Annotated in this window: 17 protein-coding genes, 1 other RNA gene and 1 pseudogene; 8 read left to right on the top strand and 11 right to left on the bottom strand. The window is 45.0% G+C overall.

From position 1 onward, the window contains the following. Nucleotides 1-233 precede the first annotated feature (233 nt). Together N7U64_RS13175 and N7U64_RS13170 are read right to left on the bottom strand one after the other, a co-directional pair. On the bottom strand, nucleotides 234-815 hold the full coding sequence (locus N7U64_RS13175) for a DUF1643 domain-containing protein (protein ID WP_318930058.1): 582 nt from the start codon (nucleotides 813-815) through the stop codon (nucleotides 234-236). A gap of 14 nt (nucleotides 816-829) precedes the next feature. Further along, complete coding sequence (locus N7U64_RS13170) at nucleotides 830-1,513, bottom strand: lytic transglycosylase domain-containing protein (RefSeq protein WP_012370142.1); 684 nt, start codon at nucleotides 1,511-1,513, stop codon at nucleotides 830-832. A 355-nt stretch (nucleotides 1,514-1,868) separates the two neighbouring features. Here N7U64_RS13170 and N7U64_RS13165 point away from each other — a divergent pair, with 355 nt between their 5' ends. Continuing rightward, nucleotides 1,869-2,291: a hypothetical protein gene (locus N7U64_RS13165; RefSeq protein ID WP_318930056.1), complete on the top strand. Its 423-nt coding sequence runs from the start codon at nucleotides 1,869-1,871 to the stop codon at nucleotides 2,289-2,291. 144 nt (nucleotides 2,292-2,435) lie between these two features. Here the strand turns inward: N7U64_RS13165 and N7U64_RS13160 are convergent, their stop codons facing one another. The 3 genes from N7U64_RS13160 to N7U64_RS13150 form a co-directional block, all read right to left on the bottom strand. After that, entirely contained in the window at nucleotides 2,436-3,335 is a 900-nt protein-coding gene (locus N7U64_RS13160; RefSeq protein ID WP_318930055.1) for a hypothetical protein, read from the bottom strand. 97 nt (nucleotides 3,336-3,432) lie between these two features. After that, nucleotides 3,433-3,639, bottom strand: coding sequence for a DUF2922 family protein (locus N7U64_RS13155; protein WP_214765000.1), 207 nt, complete (start codon nucleotides 3,637-3,639; stop codon nucleotides 3,433-3,435). Nucleotides 3,640-3,670: 31 nt separating this feature from the next. After that, complete coding sequence (locus tag N7U64_RS13150; protein ID WP_012370146.1) at nucleotides 3,671-3,898, bottom strand: DUF1659 domain-containing protein; 228 nt, start codon at nucleotides 3,896-3,898, stop codon at nucleotides 3,671-3,673. Between the two features lie 68 nt (nucleotides 3,899-3,966). Between N7U64_RS13150 and N7U64_RS13145 the strand changes: the two genes are divergently transcribed. From N7U64_RS13145 to N7U64_RS13130, 4 genes are all read left to right on the top strand, one after another. Then, nucleotides 3,967-4,962 (top strand): potassium channel family protein, encoded by a 996-nt coding sequence (locus N7U64_RS13145; RefSeq protein WP_318930054.1) that lies wholly within the window; start codon nucleotides 3,967-3,969, stop codon nucleotides 4,960-4,962. Nucleotides 4,963-5,029: 67 nt separating this feature from the next. After that, on the top strand, nucleotides 5,030-5,722 hold the full coding sequence (locus tag N7U64_RS13140; RefSeq protein ID WP_214764998.1) for a hypothetical protein: 693 nt from the start codon (nucleotides 5,030-5,032) through the stop codon (nucleotides 5,720-5,722). A gap of 59 nt (nucleotides 5,723-5,781) precedes the next feature. Next, entirely contained in the window at nucleotides 5,782-6,198 is a 417-nt protein-coding gene (locus tag N7U64_RS13135) for a hypothetical protein (RefSeq protein WP_214764997.1), read from the top strand. 60 nt (nucleotides 6,199-6,258) lie between these two features. Then, a complete protein-coding gene (locus tag N7U64_RS13130; RefSeq protein WP_318930051.1) occupies nucleotides 6,259-7,602 on the top strand; it encodes a S8 family peptidase in 1,344 nt (447 codons plus the stop codon). Between the two features lie 57 nt (nucleotides 7,603-7,659). Here N7U64_RS13130 and N7U64_RS13125 read toward each other — a convergent pair whose 3' ends face one another. Next, a complete protein-coding gene (locus N7U64_RS13125) occupies nucleotides 7,660-8,103 on the bottom strand; it encodes a hypothetical protein (RefSeq protein ID WP_234944590.1) in 444 nt (147 codons plus the stop codon). 134 nt (nucleotides 8,104-8,237) lie between these two features. Between N7U64_RS13125 and rnpB the strand changes: the two genes are divergently transcribed. Then, an RNA gene (gene rnpB / locus N7U64_RS13120) (RNase P RNA component class B) lies at nucleotides 8,238-8,611 on the top strand. A 110-nt stretch (nucleotides 8,612-8,721) separates the two neighbouring features. After that, nucleotides 8,722-9,867 (top strand): class I SAM-dependent RNA methyltransferase, encoded by a 1,146-nt coding sequence (locus tag N7U64_RS13115; RefSeq protein WP_318930049.1) that lies wholly within the window; start codon nucleotides 8,722-8,724, stop codon nucleotides 9,865-9,867. A 545-nt stretch (nucleotides 9,868-10,412) separates the two neighbouring features. Here the strand turns inward: N7U64_RS13115 and N7U64_RS13110 are convergent. The 5 genes and pseudogenes from N7U64_RS13110 to N7U64_RS13090 all read right to left on the bottom strand — a co-directional run bounded on the left by N7U64_RS13110 (nucleotide 10,413) and on the right by N7U64_RS13090 (nucleotide 14,743). Further along, nucleotides 10,413-11,258: a hypothetical protein gene (locus N7U64_RS13110; protein WP_318930048.1), complete on the bottom strand. Its 846-nt coding sequence runs from the start codon at nucleotides 11,256-11,258 to the stop codon at nucleotides 10,413-10,415. A 4-nt stretch (nucleotides 11,259-11,262) separates the two neighbouring features. Then, nucleotides 11,263-11,745 carry a hypothetical protein gene (locus N7U64_RS13105; RefSeq protein WP_318930047.1) on the bottom strand — a complete coding sequence of 161 codons (483 nt, stop codon included), beginning with the start codon at nucleotides 11,743-11,745 and terminating at the stop codon, nucleotides 11,263-11,265. Between the two features lie 81 nt (nucleotides 11,746-11,826). Then, nucleotides 11,827-12,315: a hypothetical protein gene (locus N7U64_RS13100; protein WP_318930046.1), complete on the bottom strand. Its 489-nt coding sequence runs from the start codon at nucleotides 12,313-12,315 to the stop codon at nucleotides 11,827-11,829. Between the two features lie 384 nt (nucleotides 12,316-12,699). After that, nucleotides 12,700-12,807 (bottom strand): annotated as a pseudogene (locus N7U64_RS13095) (excalibur calcium-binding domain-containing protein); the annotation flags it as partial. A 652-nt stretch (nucleotides 12,808-13,459) separates the two neighbouring features. Then, entirely contained in the window at nucleotides 13,460-14,743 is a 1,284-nt protein-coding gene (locus N7U64_RS13090; protein ID WP_318930045.1) for a hypothetical protein, read from the bottom strand. Nucleotides 14,744-14,896: 153 nt separating this feature from the next. Between N7U64_RS13090 and N7U64_RS13085 the strand changes: the two genes are divergently transcribed. Continuing rightward, nucleotides 14,897-15,181 (top strand): hypothetical protein, encoded by a 285-nt coding sequence (locus tag N7U64_RS13085; RefSeq protein WP_318930044.1) that lies wholly within the window; start codon nucleotides 14,897-14,899, stop codon nucleotides 15,179-15,181. The last annotated feature ends 30 nt before the right edge of the window (nucleotides 15,182-15,211 follow it).

Raw genomic sequence — 15,211 nt, 5'->3', positions numbered from 1 at the left:
AGTGCAAGCTCTCACTCTCTTTTCATCCGCTTTTCCCTGCAGGAGTCGGATGACGAGTAGTGAGATTCACGAAAATCAAAAAGAAGCGGTGGACACGTTCCTCGCTTCTTTTTGATGCAGACAATCCATCGGGACGGGTAGACCATACCCTGATGGATGACGAGTGAGCTGAAAAAACAGTCGACCAAAAAGGTGTTCTTCCGCAACCTGCGGAAAGAACACCTTTAGTACAATCATTTACGTTTTAATTTCTTCGCCTTCAGCTTCATATCCGGATACGTGATCATCGGACTGTCGTCGACGGTCAGACGAAGGTGGTTCGGTTCCCCTTTTGAGGTGATGCCGGAACAGAACAGGATACCGGCATACTGGTCAAACAGCTTTTCATAAGCCGGCAAATGGTGCATCAGACGGCCGGGCGATCCCCAGCCGCACAAGACGACACCGTTTGTTTCCTTGACCCGGCGTAACGTCTCTTCGATGAACTCATAATTGATTTCGTCGAAACTGGCTTGCGCGAACGGCAGATCTTCACTGACGAGCAGGTCCGGCATCAGGCTGATGATATCGTATTGTTTGATCGGACCTTCGACATGTTTTTTCATCAAGTTGTAGGCACGCTGCGTCGTCGTACCGGATAAAAAAGCATCCGTCGTCCGCGGCGTGTAAATCAGGGCGGCGATGTGTGCGCCGTCCGTGACGTCGTCAAAGATGTAACTCCGTAAATAGCGTTTTGTTTTTGCTTCGTCAAACGTCGTCTGGACGCGGATTGACGATTCCTCAATCGTCAAGGACGAACGATCGGGCTGTGTCATGGTGGTGCCTCCTTTTAGTTGGTCAAACGTAAGCTGATGCGAAGGAGTTGGGCAAGTGTCTGTTTTTTGAGATCGAGATCGTTCGCATCAATCGGCTCGATTTTTTGTTGATAGGCATCGTATTGGTTGAGGACGTCAATGACATACTGTTCACTGCGATTGTATTCAAACAGGGCAGTTTCAAGCGTTCCTCGGTCCGAATTTTTCGTGACGTCGTGCTGATTGAGGTACTTCGCGGCCGTGTGTGCGCTGTCCGTCAAATCCGTCGGATCGGCTTTGCCGTCTCCGTTTGCATCGACACCCAGTCCACCGTATTGTTTGATGGCTTCCGGATCAGTTAAATCAATTCCGTCATGCTCGATGTCGCCAAGTGACGTTCCGCCTTCATATCCCCATCCGACCCATGTCTTCGGCATGAACTGGAAAGGGCCGATTGCACCGACGGAAGACTGCATGGCGGACGATTTCGAGAAGATGGTCTCGACGCGGTGAATCGCGGCAAGTAACTTCCAATCGACCTCGTAGCGGTCACCGGCTTGTTCGTAGATGTCGATATTCTCGGCTGGGACACCGTACTGTCCATAATAGGTGCGATACAGCTCATTTTGGACACGTTCCCGGTTTTGCCAGTAGATGATGCTACTACCGATGAGGACGATCAGTACGAACAAGATGCTTAATCGAAAAACTTTTCGCATATTGTTCTCTCCTCTTTCTGTGATTCCACTGAATGGTATCATATTTCGCTAGCGGCTAATAGTTTTTTTGTAAAGTCCGTTCCAAGGCAACGGTGAGAGCGGTCACATGTGTGAAGAACGAGCCGGACAGCCGGTCGAAATCCTTCGTCCAGTACGGGTGTTTGCGATTAAATTGGCTCGGAACTGGGAAAGAGGTTGTTAATTACTGACATCGTCAAAGCAAGCGAAATTTGATAGACTGAATGTCAGATGAAGTCATCGTTCATTTTTAAGATTTTGACGGTTGCAGGAATCGTCGATTGGCTTGTAAAATGAAGAGGTAAACGCTTACACATCAAAGGAGATGGACGAAACCATGCGAACGATCACTTCCACTGGCGAACGAAAGAAAACAAGTTGGACTCTGGATATCGGGAGTCAACCGAAGTTGATGATGGATGGACTGACGGAGAAAGAAACAGATCAAGAACAACGGATCATCTTCGATCACTTTTACATTCCGACAACGGCTACACTGATTTTTCGGTTCAAGGAACGTTTCCCGAACCATCTCTGCGAGAACGGGTATGATGTGTATGGAGCAGCAGCATTTGATGAACAGGTCGTCGAACTGATCTCGAACTGGTTCATCGAACTGGTCACTGTCTTGACGGCCATTCAACGCACGAAAGGCGTCCAGCACTTTTTGATTGAAGGTGGAGTCGCCAAACGGACGGATTTCCTTCCGACCGTGCGCCGGACCTGCCGGGCATTAGAATCAACAGTTAATATCGCATAATTCGTTAGACCGCCGGCCGACGCCGGCGGTCTTTTTTTCTGTGGACGACAAAACGGTCCCTCACCGCAGAAGCCGATGAAGGGACCGTCATTGAAAATGATCTTAAAAACAAACGAGGAAAAGACTTCCTCATAGTCGAAAGCATTACATAGGGTTTGAAAAGTTTTTTTCAGCCGCCCGGCATGCCCGGAGCAGGGCATCTTTGAAGAACCGGTCTTCCTGCGAGGCAAGCATCCGTGTCGCTTCCTCGTCACCACGAAGTGATTTCCCGAGCATCTGGATGACTTTGACCCAGCGCCGGACGTGATCGAGCTGCGGACGTCCCATTGCGACGTAGACCGTGAACCAGTCGTTTTGATCACGGCGGATCATCCGTTGGAAGAGAGATTTTGCGAGATCCACTTCTTCCGTCGATGGTAAAGCCATCGTCTCGAAGTACTCGCGGAGTGAAGCAATCGCCGTGACGTACGCTTCTTTAACGTCAGCGGACGGCTGATGTTTCCCGTAATCGGACGTCGACAGGTGAATCAAGGCCGGTTTCTTTTCGATTCCGGTAATCCAGGCGGACATCGTTTTGCTGCTTTTCACGGCTTGACGGTTGGCGACCGGCAGTTTAGCCGTCACTTGACCGACTTTCCCGATGACGTTGACTTTTCCGTTGCGTTCCTGGACTTCCGTCACCGTCATTTCCACCGTATCGCCCATCTCGAACGGGATGGCTTTTGGCTGCAGTTTTTCACCGGCCGTCAACGGCGCCCGTTTGCGGATCATCCGTAAAGCTTCCTGTTCCATCCGGTCGTCGAGCGACCAGAGGTGTTCCGGAGGGACGTTGCGGAAACGGCGGCGACGCACTTTGATGTATTGATCGAGCGCGTCGGCAGCCTGCTCCCGTGACATCTCGCCGGCAGCGACCGGTCCGATGATGTCTCGCAATGTGATCGATTCGAGTCGTTCCATGATTCCTTCGAATGGAATCAGCTCCATCACATAGAGGCTGCTGACGACGAGTTCACATTCGCGGGGCGTAAGAGGGCGTTTGGCCATAAATTGACTTCCTTTCCAGTTGCTTGATGATTCTAGTATACCAAAAAAAAGTCACCATCACCTTTATTGGTGATGATGACGATGAGTTTTTCTCCGCTTAAATGATGTAGGCAGATTCCGAACTATTTTGCAGCTCGGCCTGGCTCAACTTGACGAGCCCATCATGAAACGGATCGTGGTCGACCATCAGTTGCCCGAGTGCCTTGATTTCGGCGACCGACGTATCGGGTTTCGCTCCCGCGAGACGCAAGCGGTACGGCTTTTTGAGTAACGTATCGAATGTCAAAACAATCGTGTGTTCCATCTAATTCCTCCTTTTAGTTGAGTCAAACGGATTAAGCGTTAAGTAAAGCGAAATCACGGCTGATTTCCGTGTGCGTGTACGAACCGGCAAGCATTTTGCCGATGGCTTGACCAATCGATGCGACGACTTGCGGTTCGAGATCCGACCGCAAACCGTTAAAGCGGCGACGGGCGAGGACCGCGTCCCCGTTTGGTGTCACCTTGTCGTTTCGTTCGAAGACGACAACTAAACTGGTTTTGATTTCTTCAGCTTGTGTCATGTGTATCACCTCCTTCGCCCTTATTGACAGGACGAAAACAGGAAATGTTCGGAAAGGGTGAAAAAAGTATGGTCTGGTTACGGTTTTTACGGCGGATGTCGTTTTTGAAGATGCGGACGCTCGCTTATGCATCGTTTTTATTTGTGTTCGGTGTCGCCCTGATCATGTATCTGGCAGAACCGGAGACGTTCGGAACGTACTTCCGCGCCGTCTACTGGACGATGACGACGGTCGTGACGGTCGGGTACGGGGACTTTTTCCCGAATACGGATTTCGGACGGTTCATGACGATTTTCGTCTTCATCTTCGGAATCGGGATTGTCGGCGGGTTGATTTCAAAACTCGTCGACGGAGTCCAGTTGATCCGCAATCAAAAGGAAAGAGGGTTATTACAGGTGAAAGAGACGGGACATACGTTAGTCTTCGGCTACAGCCGGCGGTCGAAACACGTCATCGACGAATTGCTGGAAACGACAGATGTCATCTTGATTGATGATCTTGAACGGGAACCGTTCAGTCATCCGCGGTTCCATTATGTCAGCGGTGATCCGGCGCTCGACGCGACATTACAGCGGGCGAATATTAAAAAGGCGACCCGGGCGATCATTCTCGCCGATCATTCGATTCCACCGGCCCTTGCCGATGGTCGGACCCTGTTGATCGCGGCAAGCATCGAACGGGCGAACCCGAATATTTATACGATCGTCGAGATGATGCTTGAGGAACACCTCGACAGCTTCGAACAGGTCAAAGTCGATGAAGTGTTGCTCGGCGACGAGACCGTCGCCCGGATGGCGATTCTCGCCGCTCATCATCCCGGTGTCTCGAAAGTCGTGACGAACCTGCTGACGAAGGACGGGGACGGGATGTTCTCGATTTCCGCAAAACCGGAGTGGCAGACGTTTCGGGATGCCTTTCACGTCCTGCTCGAAGACGGAGTGACGATTTTATCGGACGGGAAGCGCCTCGATTTGAACCGGCGGCTGAATGAACCGATTCCTCCGAATACGACGCTGATCGTGTTATGCAGTGAAGAGACGGCGCAGCGGATCGGCGCATTATAGGAAAAGGATTACATTAATTCTTTTTCGGGTATAGTAAATACATTTACTATGCAGAGGAGAAAAGTGTATGACAAACCCACAACCAGAATGGATTCAAGAATTATTCGAGACGGTCGATCAAGGTGAATTAAAAGATGTCCCAAAATTACTCTATATGGCACTGACGCTCGAACCAAGTTATTTCACAAAAGCAGTCAGCCGGTTAAATCAACGGCTCGAAGTCGAGCAGCTTCAGGAAGTATCGGAACTGTTGACGGTCTATCGCCAGTTCTTCATTTCCGCCAACCCATCGGAAGAGTACTGGTCGATTGCCTGGAACGAATTGATCCAGACGATGCATCATTTCATCGACCGCAATGAAGCGCAACAATTGTTTAAAGAACATATTGATTTGATTGATTGGTGGTCAAGTGAATCGTTATTATCGTTGCCGAGTTGGTTGACGGTGCTTGATCTGGCGGAACGAATTGATGCCCTCGATCAGTTTTCCAGTTACTTACCAGACATTTTTGAAAGTTATGCGCTCGAGACAGCGAAGGATGAACCGTTTGCCCGCCTCGCGTGGTACGCGCTCGCGAGCGGTCAGCAGGATTTACTGACACCGTTCCGGTCGCGGATTGAGCAGTCGGACGCACCGGTCATCCGTTCGCTCGGCGATGCCGATTTACTCGATCAAATTGATACGACACGGGTTCGTATGTTAAAGTCTAAGGATAACGAACCGATAGAATTGATGTTTGATCGAAAATGGACATTATAAATTAATCAATAGAAAGTGACATCTAGATACTGCATGAATTTAATTCAAGGGGTGTAGGGATGATACACGTCAATTTGCCGCAAGGTGATTATGTCGTTTTGGTGGAAATCAACCGGGAAGTTTTATTGTGCCACTCACTTGAAGCGGCCGATCAGGCGGAACGGGATCGGTATGAACTGGTGGGACGGATGAGCGAACGGTTGCCGTCCGAAGTCATTGGTCCGTCGATTGCTGATTTTGTACGGTTTTCCACCGGTTTTATCGGAGAAGCCGTGACGTGGAACGAGGCGGAAGAAGCATTCTTCTGCCAACAGTTCGAGACGTTTGACGGATCACCGCTCGGAGAAGATTTGACCGGGATTGATGCCAAACGTTGGCGTGCCGTTCTCGTCCGCTATTACTCCTATGTCACGATCGGAAAAATCATTCCATTTGAAGTCAGCGAAGAATCCGATGGGACGATGCCATTTTTTTAGTCTGTTTGGATCAGCACATCAATAGAATCGGCGTGTAAAAAGAGAAGGGCAGGGTCCACATTGAAAAAGAAACTTGCACTACTCACATTTGCTGTCGTTGTAGGGTTACCTACTTCTGCGTTCGCTAATTCTCAATATGTGCAGTATGATCCGACGTTTAATGAACAACAGAAACAAACATGGCTTGCAGAACAGGGTCTGCAGGAAGTCCGGGAGTTGAAACAGGACGGGTTCTCACTCGTCGAACCGTTGCCGCATGTCGACAAAAAAGATGTCGACGCCGACCTGATTCCGGTCAGTGTCGTCGAAAAGGCGACGGATTCCGCTCAATTGCAACAGACATATCTCGATCAATCGCGTATTCCTACTTACTGGAAATACAGTCGCGGTAAATCCGACGTTCGTGTGGCGATTATTGATGATGCAATCGATGTCAATCACTCCGAGTTCAAAAACGTCATCTATAAGACGACGACGATTTCCGGCATCCGGAAACCGGACGATCACGGGACACATGTCGCGGGAATCGTTGCGGCAGCGGAAGACGGAAAAGGCATCGTCGGTGTCGCGTCCGGCGTCAAGCTGATCGGCGCCGACGTCTTTGACGGTGACTTCGCCAGTTCAATCGATATCGGGGACGGTGTGCTGTATGCCATTTCCCAAGGGGCTGACGTGATCAATCTGTCACTCGGTCAATATGAATACGATCCGTACATGGAAGCTGCCATCAAAAAGGCGGAAGCGAAAAACATCATCGTCGTCAGTGCAGCCGGAAACGACGGCCGCAATAAACTGTTATTCCCGGCCTCGATGAACTCCGTCATTGCCGTCGGTTCGGTCGGGACGCTCGGACGCGCTTCGACGTTCTCGAACTACGGCAGAGGATTAAACATCATGGCCCCCGGTGAAGGGGTGTATTCGACGATGGTCGGCAACAAGTACGGCTATCTTGACGGGACATCGATGGCAACACCAATCGTCAGCGGCGTCATTGCGCTTGCAAAATCAAAGAATCCGTTCATTACGAACAGTACGCTCCGCAGCAAACTGTATGCGGCAGCGGCGAAAAAGACGGGGGATACGTCCCTTCATTACGGGACGGGCCGTCTGAATGCCGGCATGCTCGCAACGATTCCGTCACCGGTCTCGAAAGTGTCCGTGCCGTCCGTCCTGAAGCCGAACCAGCCGTTCGCGCTTTACTTTGACGAGTATTCGAACGCGAAAACGCTGACCCGTCTGTACAAGGACGGTAAAATCGTCAAGACGTTTACGAATGACTATCTGCGGAACGGTACCCATAAGTATACGTACGCCTTAAAAGAAGCAGGGACGTATAAACTTGTCTTTGCGACATCGAGCGGGCGTCATACACGTGTGACGGAGCGGGTCATCACCGTCAAATAACAACAAAAAAAAGCCGTCTCACCTCAGGGGAGACAGCTCGTTAAGGACTCAAAGTGTTTACTTTGGGTCTTTTCCTTTTTTATAGATGGGCGTCGGAACGTCTAGCGCTTCGCCGGTCCACTGAATCGTTGCTTCCATTTTGTAGCCGGTATCGTCTTCATGGATGAACGACAGGCGTCCTGAATCGATCAGCTGATACAAGCCGTATTCGACCTGATTCGCCCACGACCGTAACGTCATCGCTTCGTCGTACAGCGGAATCTGTTGCGGGAACCGTTCATTCATCAGTAAGATGTCATGCTGGTCAAAATGGTAACTCCGTTTCGAAAATGCATCAGGTTGTTTTACATTAAATGGCTCGAACGCATGGATGAGTTCACCCTTGCGGTAAAAGGCAAAAATGCCGTTCCGGAGATGAAGGGCCTTGATTTCATCAATCTCGATCAAGAACGTCAACTTCCGTACGGTACGCTGGTTCGTACCAGAGCGTCTTTTTTTCATGGTATATGCCCCTTTCTGAACCATTGTACTATACCGTAAAATCAGGAAGAATTGCAACTTTTCCGCCCGTCAAACGAGAAATACCTCTTGCTAGAAACGCTCGCGTGCGCTACACTGTTAAGCAGTGACTATGTTGGTTCGGACAATTGCGGGGCACTCCGGTGCTTTGAGGAAAGTCCATGCTCGCACAACCTGCGATGGTTGTAGTGATCGTGCTACACGAAAAGATAAGTGTAGGCAGCGTCGTGCTGACGGCAGAAGGAACGCCTAAGTCTTCGGATATGGCCGAAACTTCTTGAAAGTGCCACAGTGACGGAGCCTTACTGGAAACAGTAAGGGTGGAACGAGGTAAACCCCACGAGCGAGAAACCCAAATTTGGTAGGGGAATTTCCGGAGCGGAACTGAACGCAAAGGAGAGCGTATGAAAATACGGAGATAGATGATTGTCGCCCGCGTGTGAGGGTCAAACCGTTTGCAACACTAGGGAACAGAACATGGCTTACAGGACCACATAGGCTGTTATTTTTTACTTTGAACGAGAGTCCAGGTCCAACTGGGCTCTTTTTTTATTGAAATGATTTTGGAAATTCTAGAAACAGGTAGGAGCGTGAACAATCATGGCAAAACGTTTAGTCATCGCGACAGCGGCAATGGGGATCGAATCTCTCGTCGCGAAGGAAGTCCGCGATTTAGGATACGAGTGTACGGTCGAGGACGGAAAAGTCTACATCGACTGTGAGCTCGAGGACATTCCCCGTCTCAACCTCTGGTTACGGACGGCGGACCGTGTCAAACTCGTCGTCGCGGAATTTAAGGCGACATCATTCGAAAAATTATTTGATCAGGTCAAAGACCTCCCGTGGAGTGAGCTGTTGCCGTGGGAAGCGAACTACGTCGTCAACGGCCGTTCGGTCAAATCAAAACTTTTCTCGATCCGGGACTGTCAGAAAATCACGGAAAAAGCGATCGTCTCGCACATGCAGGAAGCCTACAACATGGGCGACGAGTGGTTACCGAAAACCGGTGCCAGCTTCCCGATCGAAGTTGCGCTTCTAAAAGACATCGCAACGCTGACGATCGATACGTCAGGCGACGCACTCCATAAACGCGGTTACCGCGAGTTCCACTCCGCGGCACCACTGAAAGAGACGATGGCCGCGGCGATGCTGATGCTGACGAACTGGAAGCCGGATATGCCGCTCTACGACGTCTTTACGGGATCCGGGACACTGGCGATTGAAGCGGCAATGATCGGCCGGAATATCGCACCCGGGATCAACCGTGAGTTCGCGTCGCAGGAATGGGCATGTATTCCGAAAAAAGCCTGGTTCGATGCGATCAAGGAAGCAAACGAAAAAGCCGAGTGGGACAAGCCTCTCAAAATCTATGCCAACGATACGGATCCCGAGATGGTCAAGCTCGCGAAACAAAACGCCGAGCTCGCAGATGTCCGGGATGCAATCAACGTCATGCAACGTGATGCAGCGGACTTCAAGCCGAAGGAAGACTTCGGTGTCATCATCGGGAACCCGCCGTACGGGGAACGTCTCGAGGACGCACGTGAAGTCCATCAACTGTACCGAAAAATCGGGAATGCCTTCAAAGAATTCCCGTATTACAGTGTCTACATGATCACGTCATACGTCGAGTTCGAAAAAGCATTCGGCCGCCCGGCGACAAAACGTCGTAAGCTCTATAACGGGAATATTGAAGTTCAGTTTTACCAGTATTATGGTCTCCGTCGGAAAAGACCGCAGTCTTAAGTCATTTCTAGCACCTACCGAAATCCCGTTGCACACTCATTGCACACTTGGTGTGAAAATCAGGATTTTTCTTACGAACCGCTCTGTTGAGCGGTTTTTTTGCGTTTTAAAAGCTGTTCGAATTGCGTCGCCGTGTCCGATTGTAAAGTGTGCAATGTGTGAGCGTGCGTTTCCATAGTCAAGGTGGCATCGGCGAATGAGTTGTTCATGGATGGTAAGATCTCCATCAGGAGCGAAGCATACGTATGCAGGGGGATTTTCAGGAGTCCGGCGGCTTTGATTGTCTTGAGGTGCCGCCGCTGGAGACCCGATTGCCTCGAGGTAGGCAACGGAGACGCCGAGATATATCAGATTCTCGTCCGCCAACCCCTCCGCCGACTGTCATAGCGCTGTTCGACGTGTATCCGCGGCGACGTGTTTCGAGAACGAGTAGCCGTCTCTTCTTTCAATAAAAGGTTTTCGGTAAAAATAAAAACACTAAAAATTGATAGTAGATTAATACAAACAAATTTTTAATGTTTTTTATGTTATTGAATTTAGTGGAATCATATTACGAGTTTTAATAAATGGTTTCTATCTATAATTATTGTTTTTTGGCGAATAAAATCGAATATACTATGGGTGAATTCATTTTTAAAATCGTATATATATTTTATATTCATTTCAGACTCGTATGTTGCGAAACCTATAGTACATTCAGACGAGTCAGCTGCAGAATAGTCTAATATATCTTGCATATACAAAATTTTATTATAATCTCTTCTAGAGTTTCTATTATTATTTTCAAGATGATTTTTCACAGAGTACATAAATGTATTGATTGAAGACTTACATTCTATTGCTTCAATCTCTACTATTGTGTCATGCGAATCAACATTAAGAAATAAAACATCAACATCATTATCTTTTTCTTTTAACTTAATTAAGGCGTTTCCGACTTGAATAACTGGACTCATATATCTATAGTATTCTTTTTGATTTCTAGGTAGTGAGGGACCGACCTTATGAATAAAATCTTCTAAAAATATCCCTCTGAAATTATTCACTATTGTAAGTGGGAGTGAAAGAACATTTATAACCGCATTATAAAATTCACTATGTTTATAAATTACATCAGATTCGGTTAAACTTGTCTCTTCATTAAAATCCATCATTAAAAGATCAGGAATTTTTTCAATTATTACAGGAAGATTTTTTTCGGCATATTCTCTTTGTTTTGCAGGAATAACTATATCTTCCATAATGGAGAAAAAAGTTTTATAGTATACACTATTTTTTACAAATACTTTATTTAAATCATTGTAAAAACTACTGAAAGTCGCTATATTTTCTAGTCTCTTTTTGGCTTCACGTCTACACAATGGTCTGTAGTTCTTGTTTAAGGTAGCCATGATATCATTGTGACTCCTGATGATCGGTATTTGCATTTCGATTTAGTTTATCTGGTAAAGCTACGTCTTCATACCTTGTCGATGCTAAAACTAGGTTAGCTAAATCTTTTGTTTGACTCCAAACTTTTTCAATGACAAAATCACCAAATGCTCTATGATATTCATCGTTTGCGTTAGCATTTTTATCATATAACTTATTTTCATCTAACTCATTTACATCAAATTTAATTTCTATTTGATGCTCTATTGAAACTATTATATATGTATTGTTTTCATTTTCTAAATCAGAAAATTCAACTTGAAACGTTGCTATCTGTTCACAAGTTTCTTTGTCTAATCTTTTAGGTCTTGTTAAAGCAATATTGATTTTACCTTTCACATTAAATTCTTGTTTAAAAAAATAATTATCTTCAGACTGAATAGCTAAATCTATTATATTAAAATGCCTTAAAAAGTGATTAATATTGATTATTGTAGACTCTTTCATTATATATATCCTCCTAAGTGATGTATAAATAAAATAAAGATGAGTACTATTTCAGTAGCCCATCTTTATTTATAAAATTATTTAACTGTTAATTAAATGATATGATTCATGCTTCAAATAAGAAGATATTCGATCTTTTGAAAAGAACTCTTCATTCTCACTCTTTAAATCTGAAAAAGCACGTGTAATATCATTTGCAAACATAATTGCTTCAAACTCATTTTTTAAATCTTTTTTTAGCATTTTGCTTAGATAATGATTTTGAGAATCTAACCATTTCTTCATATGCTTTGGTTTAGAATATGAAGCAGGTGCATGTAAACAATCTAGTACAAACGAAACAGTAATCTGAGTATTCTCAATTTTGTTTTTGTGAACAGTATTTAAGTCAGGATTTTGAAAATTCGGGCTTGTAATAAATTGTAGTAAGCGTTCGTTGCTTCTTCTCGCTAAGACGGTAAAGACGTAAAATTCGCTAATTACATCAGCAGCGTTAGCAGAAGGAGAAGCATTATAGTTAATGGTAATACTACTAGGGATAAATCCATCAGCATCTTTAGTAAATGACATTTAAAATCCCTCCTTAATTAAATGTCCTGTACAATTTTGTTTTCAACGTTTGTAATAATAACATAATGTGAGATGAAAAAAGGTAAATGATATAAAAATCCTGCAATTTATAGTTCTTATGAACTATTTTCAACTTCGTATAATCACTTTGTATCTTGAATATTCCCTAAAACAATATTATGTATACGTGTAAATACCAAAAAAATTGAACTGAATATGCTCCGATTTTAACACTTGATAATTTCTCAAGGACTTCTCTTAATCATTGGTTATACATAATGATTTCGTCATGAACATGACTTTTCCTTCATTTTTAATATGGCAAAGTAGTCTGTTTAAGATTCGTTTATGAATATATTTGGGACGTGATTAAATTTAATTTCGCTAACACGCAAAAGCGTCGTTATACCAATCCATCTTATCTTGATAAGCAGGATGAGTACTCGGAACCCCTTCTGGATAAACGGTTCTGAAATCCGTACAGTTCGCAAAATCTGTCTCGAAAGCCTCTGCAGCAGCGGTTCTTCATCTTGTGCACTATGTTCTTCCTTCGCTTTCTTTTCTGCTTCTTTTTGTACAGCTAGTTCCGCTTTACGTTCACGTTCTTTTTCATCAGCTGCTTTTTTAGCCTTGTCGTTATTGGCTGTATCGTTATCTTTAGTATCGTCGGACTGATCTTCAGCCTTTAATGTATTAATTTATTCCGTTTGTACAGGCTGTTCTTTATTTTCTTAGTCATCACCAACAAAAATAGTCAGGGTAACGTTTATTTATGACGATAGGTGCGATTATTTTTACGATTGCTTTTAAATAGCTCATCATGAATCTCGTTCCAAGGGTGATGGACCAATAGCTTGACGGATTGTCGATAGCTGACGTAAAAGTAAAGGGCTTCTTTTTTAGTTGCGACAACATAGAAAGATGCACAATGTGACAAATTTATACAATTACCTGTATTAATCATTTTCTGATGTTTTGAAAAATTTATTTCCTATAGCTAGTAAACGATATAATGTCACCACATATTACGAGTTGAAAAGTCATATCTTATTTGTACGGGCGATGAATTCTTCTGGAGACAAGCAGTTCAGTATGGCAAATAAGATATTTTGCTCCTTTAATGCAAAACGTGCTTAACCCGTGTTTAGTTTGCTTCAGGACCCGCTGATTCAAAGAATTGTTCAAACCCTGGTAACTTGGTTTGAGCAGAAACTTTGATTCGTTCAAGGTGACCTTTTGCTTGCTTCAGTGTACCTTCTGGATCTTGTTGGAATTCTTCTGAATAACTATCGAGGAACACTGCTAACTGATCGAGTTCTTTGATGATGATACGATGCGAGTCCATTGCTTGTGTAAATCCATCGACAGTATAGCTCGGTGCTTTAAAATGGATACTCGACGTAATTTCATTTGATATGGTTGCATCAAATTTGTACAAATCATTTAAATCGTTCACTGAGATGTATTCAAAGTGACCAAATCCGTCTTTCTTCTCGTAGGGGGTAAAGCGTTGTTGTAATTCATCAGCCGTTACATAAATAGTATTCATGGCTTCTGAAATTTTAAAGACGCTAGTGATTGCTTCCGGATATCGTTCAGCGTCAGTTTGCTCTTTCTCCTCTGACTCATCACTAATATCTCCTTCTTCCGTAACTGGTTCTGCAATAATCGGATTACTGACTATAGAGGAAGAATTAAAGATGGCTTCGTTTAACGGAATGGCGAGTAACGATTTTTCCTGTCGATTCGGTAAATAATCAGCCGCTTCATCCCATGTTTCAAAACTTCTAGCGACTGTATAGGTTTCCAGACTGTATGCCATATCTAGAAGATTTTGCGAGAGAGGTTCTAGTTTCTCTTCACTCACGTTTTCAGTATTCGTAAAAGGCATGTTTTTATACTTTGCCATGTGCGCACCAGAAGCCATGGTGTGAGCAACTTGAGCGGCTTCATTTAGTATCTCCACTTGCGAATCGACACGATCACGGACATCTTGAGTGATTGTTTGTTGAAACTCTTTGATGTCCAGTTGTTTTGACTCTTTCATTTCTTTTTGTTCTTTGACGATGTTTTCGATTAATTTACTCGTAGAGGAAATAGCACTCTCAATAACAGGCTTTCCAGTATCTAAAGCATTTTGTACATCTTCAGGAGGAAAATCATTGTTAGGTTGTACAATGTTGGTTCCGTGGCCAAAAGAGGCAAGGTCCCGTGGGTCTCTAGTTTCTGTTTTATTTGGCTTTGTTTGTTTTGCTTTTGATTGAACGCCCACATTTTCTTTTTTAGATGAAGAAGGATTAGTGTACATATCTCCAATAAAGATGCCGCCGACAATTAATATGCCAATGATTCCGATAATCCAACGAAGACATCTTGTCTTGCGATGATATCGTTCATGTCTTGAACCACGTTCGCTTTCCTCATCCATTTTGTGCTCCTCCTTAGATATATTTGTGTGAAGTTCTTAAATTACATTTTTGTAATTATAAGGAATATTTAATTAAATTTCAAATTGATGTGGTAAATTATTTATATCAGCTGACGATAGAAAAAAATATTAAAAAAACAGGAGGACAACCAAATGGACTTTTTTCTGAAGGCAATGTTTTTCACAGTCATGCTTTTGATTCACTTTGCGTTATCGAGTCAAAAGAAGGTGTACCTCGGTGCCGTGATACCGGTGATTTTCGTAGCGGCTATGGCGTGGCGGTACTTGACTGTGGATACCGTGAGCGTAAAGGCTCAATTACTGGTTATGGGCATCGGGTTGTTTTGTCTGATGGCAGAGTGGATGGAGGGGCGAGAGGTGTTCAAAAGAAATCAGGAAAAAGAACTGGAACGCCTGCGAATCGAGGATTTCAAGTAAGTCCTTGTTCCTTAAAAAACCGCTCGGTCT

The organism is Exiguobacterium sp. K1 (genome assembly GCF_033721435.1).
In the GTDB taxonomy this organism is placed as follows: Bacteria; Bacillota; Bacilli; order Exiguobacteriales; family Exiguobacteriaceae; genus Exiguobacterium_A; species Exiguobacterium_A artemiae.
Note: the sequence above shows the minus strand (reverse complement) of the source record. Positions and strands in the feature narration are given on the sequence as shown.

Coding starts and splice junctions, on each gene's coding strand:
- N7U64_RS13175 (WP_318930058.1), bottom strand. CDS start 815: ATGACACAGCCCGATCGTTCGTCCTTGACGATTGAGGAATCGTCAATC.
- N7U64_RS13170 (WP_012370142.1), bottom strand. CDS start 1,513: ATGCGAAAAGTTTTTCGATTAAGCATCTTGTTCGTACTGATCGTCCTC.
- N7U64_RS13165 (WP_318930056.1), top strand. CDS start 1,869: ATGCGAACGATCACTTCCACTGGCGAACGAAAGAAAACAAGTTGGACT.
- N7U64_RS13160 (WP_318930055.1), bottom strand. CDS start 3,335: ATGGCCAAACGCCCTCTTACGCCCCGCGAATGTGAACTCGTCGTCAGC.
- N7U64_RS13155 (WP_214765000.1), bottom strand. CDS start 3,639: ATGGAACACACGATTGTTTTGACATTCGATACGTTACTCAAAAAGCCG.
- N7U64_RS13150 (WP_012370146.1), bottom strand. CDS start 3,898: ATGACACAAGCTGAAGAAATCAAAACCAGTTTAGTTGTCGTCTTCGAA.
- N7U64_RS13145 (WP_318930054.1), top strand. CDS start 3,967: ATGGTCTGGTTACGGTTTTTACGGCGGATGTCGTTTTTGAAGATGCGG.
- N7U64_RS13140 (WP_214764998.1), top strand. CDS start 5,030: ATGACAAACCCACAACCAGAATGGATTCAAGAATTATTCGAGACGGTC.
- N7U64_RS13135 (WP_214764997.1), top strand. CDS start 5,782: ATGATACACGTCAATTTGCCGCAAGGTGATTATGTCGTTTTGGTGGAA.
- N7U64_RS13125 (WP_234944590.1), bottom strand. CDS start 8,103: ATGAAAAAAAGACGCTCTGGTACGAACCAGCGTACCGTACGGAAGTTG.
- N7U64_RS13115 (WP_318930049.1), top strand. CDS start 8,722: ATGGCAAAACGTTTAGTCATCGCGACAGCGGCAATGGGGATCGAATCT.
- N7U64_RS13110 (WP_318930048.1), bottom strand. CDS start 11,258: ATGGCTACCTTAAACAAGAACTACAGACCATTGTGTAGACGTGAAGCC.
- N7U64_RS13105 (WP_318930047.1), bottom strand. CDS start 11,745: ATGAAAGAGTCTACAATAATCAATATTAATCACTTTTTAAGGCATTTT.
- N7U64_RS13100 (WP_318930046.1), bottom strand. CDS start 12,315: ATGTCATTTACTAAAGATGCTGATGGATTTATCCCTAGTAGTATTACC.
- N7U64_RS13090 (WP_318930045.1), bottom strand. CDS start 14,743: ATGGATGAGGAAAGCGAACGTGGTTCAAGACATGAACGATATCATCGC.
- N7U64_RS13085 (WP_318930044.1), top strand. CDS start 14,897: ATGGACTTTTTTCTGAAGGCAATGTTTTTCACAGTCATGCTTTTGATT.